Source organism: Thermogutta sp., assembly GCF_014359955.1.
Lineage (GTDB): Bacteria > Planctomycetota > Planctomycetia > Pirellulales > Thermoguttaceae > Thermogutta.
In genome coordinates, this window is record NZ_JACIYL010000220.1 from 1 (window position 1) to 5,869 (window position 5,869).

At 57.0% G+C, this 5,869-nt stretch carries 5 protein-coding genes; all 5 read right to left on the reverse strand.

From position 1 onward, the window contains the following. Nucleotides 1–541 precede the first annotated feature (541 nt). The 5 genes from H5U08_RS08580 to H5U08_RS08600 all read right to left on the reverse strand — a co-directional run bounded on the left by H5U08_RS08580 (nucleotide 542) and on the right by H5U08_RS08600 (nucleotide 5,672). Nucleotides 542–1,882, reverse strand: a complete 1,341-nt coding sequence (locus H5U08_RS08580; RefSeq protein WP_297032176.1) for a Gfo/Idh/MocA family oxidoreductase — start codon at nucleotides 1,880–1,882, stop codon at nucleotides 542–544. Between the two features lie 225 nt (nucleotides 1,883–2,107). Next, nucleotides 2,108–2,977 carry a sugar phosphate isomerase/epimerase gene (locus H5U08_RS08585; protein WP_297032178.1) on the reverse strand — a complete coding sequence of 290 codons (870 nt, stop codon included), beginning with the start codon at nucleotides 2,975–2,977 and terminating at the stop codon, nucleotides 2,108–2,110. Nucleotides 2,978–3,046: 69 nt separating this feature from the next. Beyond that, nucleotides 3,047–3,943 (reverse strand): ThuA domain-containing protein, encoded by an 897-nt coding sequence (locus H5U08_RS08590; protein WP_297032181.1) that lies wholly within the window; start codon nucleotides 3,941–3,943, stop codon nucleotides 3,047–3,049. A gap of 395 nt (nucleotides 3,944–4,338) precedes the next feature. Then, a complete protein-coding gene (locus H5U08_RS08595; protein WP_297032186.1) occupies nucleotides 4,339–5,253 on the reverse strand; it encodes a class II aldolase/adducin family protein in 915 nt (304 codons plus the stop codon). Nucleotides 5,254–5,357: 104 nt separating this feature from the next. Further along, on the reverse strand, nucleotides 5,358–5,672 hold the full coding sequence (locus H5U08_RS08600) for a EutN/CcmL family microcompartment protein (RefSeq protein WP_297032184.1): 315 nt from the start codon (nucleotides 5,670–5,672) through the stop codon (nucleotides 5,358–5,360). Between the last annotated feature and the right edge of the window lie 197 nt (nucleotides 5,673–5,869).

Sequence of the window (5,869 nt, forward strand, 5' to 3'; positions counted from 1 at the left end):
CAACTTTGCGAGCATATGAACACCGCCCCCTGAACTTTCGATCAATCACGTGGTCCTATTCTGCCGTTTTGAGGGCACAAAAACAAGACCTTCGGCGCAAGAGATCCCTCCGGGATGGAGGGGCACGCTTGTCGTGCCCGATGACGAGGGATGGATCAGCAATCGCTGTTCATTGGACGCGACAAGCGGGTGCTTGCGGAAAAAACGGACTTGACAAGCAGGTCCCTCCCAATGCTCAGTCGCCAGAAGAGTGGGACTGCAAATGGCCTCGATCGGCGGCCGGCCGGTATTGCAAGGTCCGGCGGAGCCGTTGTCTGTCTAAGGAAATGAAATGGCCGCGCGCACCGATTTACGAGGGGGGACCCGATCGAAGTACACAGGGGACCGCCAACCGCTCACCCTTCCGGGGTTTCTATCGTCCGGCTTTGCCCGTGCGGCACCCTCTTTTGTGCTTTTTTGATCGACGGACAGCAAACAAAATCCGCCGCTTTCCCCATCGTGGGAAATGGTGGGTGACTTCCACAGGATCACAGTCCGGTTTTCACGGACGGCGGGGCCCGGCGATCCACTCCAAACTGCTGATGCCCGGCTTGGGCAACGGGTAGTTTCCTGTGCTGTCCGGCAGGGTGGGAGGCTCCATATCCATTCGCGTGTCTTCAGGAGCCGGCCGATACTGGAAGTCCATCTTGGCCACTTCGTCAAACCGCATGGCCTGCCCTGTGTACACGGCTAACTGGCCCAGCACAGTGACCATTGTGCTGTGGGCCATATGGTAGCCGCTGTTGATCGGCTGGCCTTTGCGGATGGAATCGAAAAGCGCCTGTTGCTCGGTCTGATAGGGGTCGTTGGGGGGACCTTCGTATCGCCAGTTTGTCTCCCCAACAATGCGCTTCTGGCCCAAATAGCATGTGCCCTTGGTGCCCATGATGATATCGCTGCTGTTGCCGTAACAGCCATTCTGCGTGCGGCACATGGCGTAAACGCGGGCCCCGCTTTTGTATTCGTACACGACCGTAGCATGGTCGTACATGTCACCCAGGCCTTCCCCGAAGGACGCGGATCGGCCGCCGAGACCGAAGCACCACTCAGGCATCTCTTCCTTGAGTGCCCAGGTCACCCGATCCATGTTGTGCACCAGTGATTGCGGCACGTCGTCTCCGGAGAGCCAGCAGAAGTGATACCAGTTCCAGAACTGGAATTGTAACTCCGTATGTTCGGGCTTCCGGCTCATCACGTTGTAAGGACCACGCAGGAACATGGCTTGAACAGCAACGATGTCGCCGATGATGCCATCGTGGATCCGCTTCATGCACTCCTGCCAGCCGAAATCGAATCGGCTCTGCAATCCGGAGACGATGCTCAGCCCCTTCTCTTTGGCCAGATCGCAGGCCGCCTGCATCCGACGGACACCGACGGGATCGATACCATGGGGTTTTTCCACGAAGACATGTTTTCCCGCCTTGATGGCCTCCTCCGCATACATGGGATGAAACTTGGAGGCACACGCGATGAGAACCACGTCAGATGCCTCGATGACCTTTTTGTAACCGTCCAGTCCCACGAAGCAGTGGTCGTCATCCACGAGCACTTTATCGGGATGGATTTTCTTGAGATTTTCCCGGGCCGCTTTCACTTTGCTTTCGAAGATGTCACACATGGCCACGAGTCGCACGTCCGGCCCGGTATTGAGTGCCTGAGCCGCCGCCCCGGAACATCGGCCGCCACAGCCGATCATCCCCACTTTGATCACATCGCTTCCCGCGGCGTGGGCAGCGCGACTCAACTCTAGGCCAGCCAGAACTGCTGCTGTTGTCGCACCCGTTCGGGCCAGAAACTCGCGACGTGACCATCCCGAATTCCCGCTACCAGAATTGCGTCTCATGATGGAGATCCTCCCTTGTTGAACCACCTGTGCGGACTGACCGCAACTTTGTTCATGCTGCGTCGGGGGCAATACTCGAAGACACGACTCCCGTTGGCCTTTCGAAATGATTACCGCGGGCTGGGCTTTATCGGCTCATCCCATGTCGTGGATTCTGCTCTCTACGTCAGGCCGCCATGACCCTCTACAAAAACATCCGGTGGGATACAGAGACCGTCCCGCCCGCTATTTTTCCTCGGGAATCCCAAGCTGCTGAAGTGTCCTCCGCAACCACTGGAGCGATCGTTCGATCATGGGCCCTCCCTGTCCTTCGCACTCCATGCTCAGGGGGCCATTGTAACCGTTGTCACGCAGAATTGTGAGTACCTGACGAATGTTGTCCGCGTTGACACCGTCCCCAATCGCGCAGTGGCTCACGGCGATTCCCGTTTCCTGTCCCCGCACGGCCGCCGCCAACGACGGACTAACGTCCTTGACATGAACGTGATTGATCCTGTCAACGAAACGACGACAGAAATCCACGGGATCCTGTCCCGCAATGAACGAGTTCCCCGTGTCCAGATTGAGGCGCAAAAACGGGCTGTCACAGAAGGCAAGCATTTCTGCCAGGCGATCAGGATTGGTCGTGAAATAACCATGCACTTCAATATTCACGGTGATTTCGTAGGCTTCGGCGACCTCGACGATTTGTTCGTAACAACGCTTCATGAGCGTCATGGCCTCCTCGTCGGACATATCCGGGGGTCGGTGGAGACCATCGGTCGTGGCAATTCGCGGACACCCGGCATGCTTGGCCCAGGGGATGCTTTTCAGCACGTAGGCCACACCATAGAACAACCCCTCCCGGCCAGAAAGCGGGAAGGCAGCGTCAATCTGGGAAAAACGAACTCCGTAGTTTTCCATTTTTCGCCGCAAAAGCAGCGGATCCTGGTACAGGGCCACATGGGGTTGATACCCTAATCCGTGAATCCAACTGGCACCATCTATCACGCCACATTCGATGTAATGGACATCATGGGCCTCCGCCCAGGCCAGACACTTCTCAAAATCCCAGTAGGCCGAATTGAACGCATCGGTATGAAAGCTGATCTGCATACACCACCTCGCCCATCAAAAGTTGACCCGGGGCCCGCAGGCCAAAAACGCCAATTCGCCCCTGCCCTGTCACTCGTGTGCAGACGGAACAGCCTCTGGAGACTCACCAAGCCGTCGCGCACACCACAGGCAGGCCTGGCGATACAGCGTTTGCACACCCTCACTCTGGAAGGCTTTCACGTCGTGCCCCAGCACACAGTGAAAAACCCGCCCTCTACCAACCTGGAGTACAAAAGCCATGGGGTAATCTTTCCCATCCACCTTGGACCGGGCAACGGCCAGAACGTGAATCGGGACGTCTCCTGTCAAACAGGTGTAGAGCTCATCAACGGTATCGAAATCATGAAGTCCGCGAGTGATGGGATGTTCTGAATCCACAATGCGCACCCGGAAAGTGCCGTAGGGATCGTGTCCACGAAGCCGGGGATCCCAAACCCGTCCGACAAGTTTGACGAAATCTTCTTTGAATTCCTGAAACGCCCCGCAGGCAAAGTGGACGAGCACCAATCCCCCACCCTCTCGCACAAAGCGCTCCAGGGTTTTCAACCCCTCCCGACCCGGAACGTTGGGATCATAGTTTTTGAAGTGGAGAACGAGCACCTGATATTGAAAAGGTTTCTCGGTGCGCAGAACCGTCAGATTCTCCGCCACATCCACGGCAATATCGCCGCGTGCCTCCAGAAGCTTTTTCAGAACAGGCGTCGTCTCGCGCCACTTGTGCCCCGGATAATCTTCACCCGTCACGATCAGACAGCGAACAGGCGGCGAATCTTCACCTGGAGGATGACCCGTTTCGGCCGCACTGGTCTGGGACGGAATAAACGCCGGCAAGAATATCGTCATCCCGATGAGCAGAGCAAGAACGATGCACCGCGTTTCCCAGTGTCCCGGCACATATTTTCCCGCAAACCCGTTTCGTAAATTGCACCGGACAACACACCTGCCGACACTCGTAGGGCGGGTCATCGTGCCTCTCCACTTCCAAGGGAACGATCACTGTGCCCTTAGCATACATGTCCCGCCCTGCCAGTCAAGAATGTCGCCGTCTGTTCGCGAATTCTCTCTTTATAGCTTCAGATTTCATAATAGACACACCCGAGAACCGTCACTCATCTGTTATGATCCGAAACCCGACTTCTCGGTGCACTCGCGCGGAGGCTATCATGTCTGCCGGTTCGTGTGACTTCGCCCAATCAGGTCCGCCGGTAGAACGGGAAACGATCAAACCAATCAACATCGGGCGGCGCAATGCTCGCCGGTAGCGAAGAAAAAAGGGCCACGCTGCAAGGGCCCAACTTCCGGAGAATCCCCTGCCAAAGGGAAGAACCGGTCCCAGCAGCAAGCCCGGGTTGCCGCTGAGCCTAGGATTGCGACTTGAGGATTTCCATCACCCGATCGGTGATGAGCTGGACGAGCTGCTCGCGTTCCTGCTCGCTCAACTGAGGGTTGACACCGCAACTGGGATTCTGGCCGGAGCGGAATCGAGGTGGCTGGAAGACTTCCTGGCGGACACCGCTTTCCCGCCAGCTTTCACGAAAAACATCGTTGGCGCAGAGTTCGCAGTTCTCGAGTTCCAGCCGCGGATCTTTGTAGCCCAACCGCTGTTTCAGATCGAGAAGGGCCTTGACCTCGGGCTCTGTGAAATAGTTGATTCGCCCCAGGCTTTTTGCCAGCATCAGCATGCGGCAGTACGCGTCGAGAATCTCCGTGTACCAGTAGGCCTTTTCCACCGTGTCACCGAAACTCACAGTGCCGTGGTTGGCCAGAATGATCACGTTGCACTTTTCCACGAAAGGCAGGATCGTATTGGCAAATTCCTGGGTGCCGGGCGTCTCGTACTTGGCAATCGGTACCTCGCCCAGAAAGATTTCCACTTCCGGCAGCACACACAGGGGAACGGCTTCCCGAGCGATGCCAAAGGCCGTGGCGTGAGGCGGATGGCAGTGAACCACCGCCCGAATGTCCGGCCTGGCTTTCATGATTGCCAGATGGAGCTTGATTTCGCTCGTGGCCTTGCGAACTCCTGCAATCTGGCGTCCTTCCATGTCCACGATGCACAGATCCTCGGGCTTCATGAAGCCCTTGCAAATCATCGTGGGCGTGCACAGGACCTGATTTTCGCTGATCCGGTAGGAGATATTCCCGTCATTGGCCGCTGCAAAACCACGCTTGTACAGCCGGTCGCCGATTTCGCATATTTCCTGTTTCAGTCGCTGAATGTTCAGCGGGGTTCCGCCACCTCGTAAGGTTGTTTTCGGCTTCTGTTGAGAATCCATTTGCGATGCCATTGTTCCAATCCTCCAACCTGCCGAATTTATTTTCGGGCTTCCCCTGTCGGGTGCCACACATTTCTTTGGGTCGTCCTTTCACCCAACTGATTTCACTCACCCGCCGACACTGGCAGCACCTCCCGGAGCGGACACACCTCCACCCGATCCAGGATCGCCGCCAGATAGGCGTCCACCGGTTTCGGTTCCGGGAATGGTTGTGCCGCTTCGCGCCCCTCGCTGAAGGCCACCAGACATCCGTCGTGGGCACCGAGTTCGTCGTACACAACCAACTCTTCCGCGTCGGCCGGCCGTTCACCCAGCAGCATTTCCAGGGACAGCGGCACCACTACCTTGAACCTCGCCCCGATCATGGTCGGGTGCGCGCGATTGAGAGTGACCGTGCCGATCACTTTTCCGACTCTCACAACGTGTATCCTTTCTGACCGGGTCGGTGGTTGTCCTACCGACTGAAAAACTCACCTCATTGGAGTTCCAATTTTTCGCGGAAAACCTCCGGGCAAATATGCGACGATGCCACAAACTGGCGGATCATCCGTTTGAGGCTGAACAACCCGGCGTTGAAGTCAGCCACCAAGACATTGGCCCCAACAGCCGCTGTGTC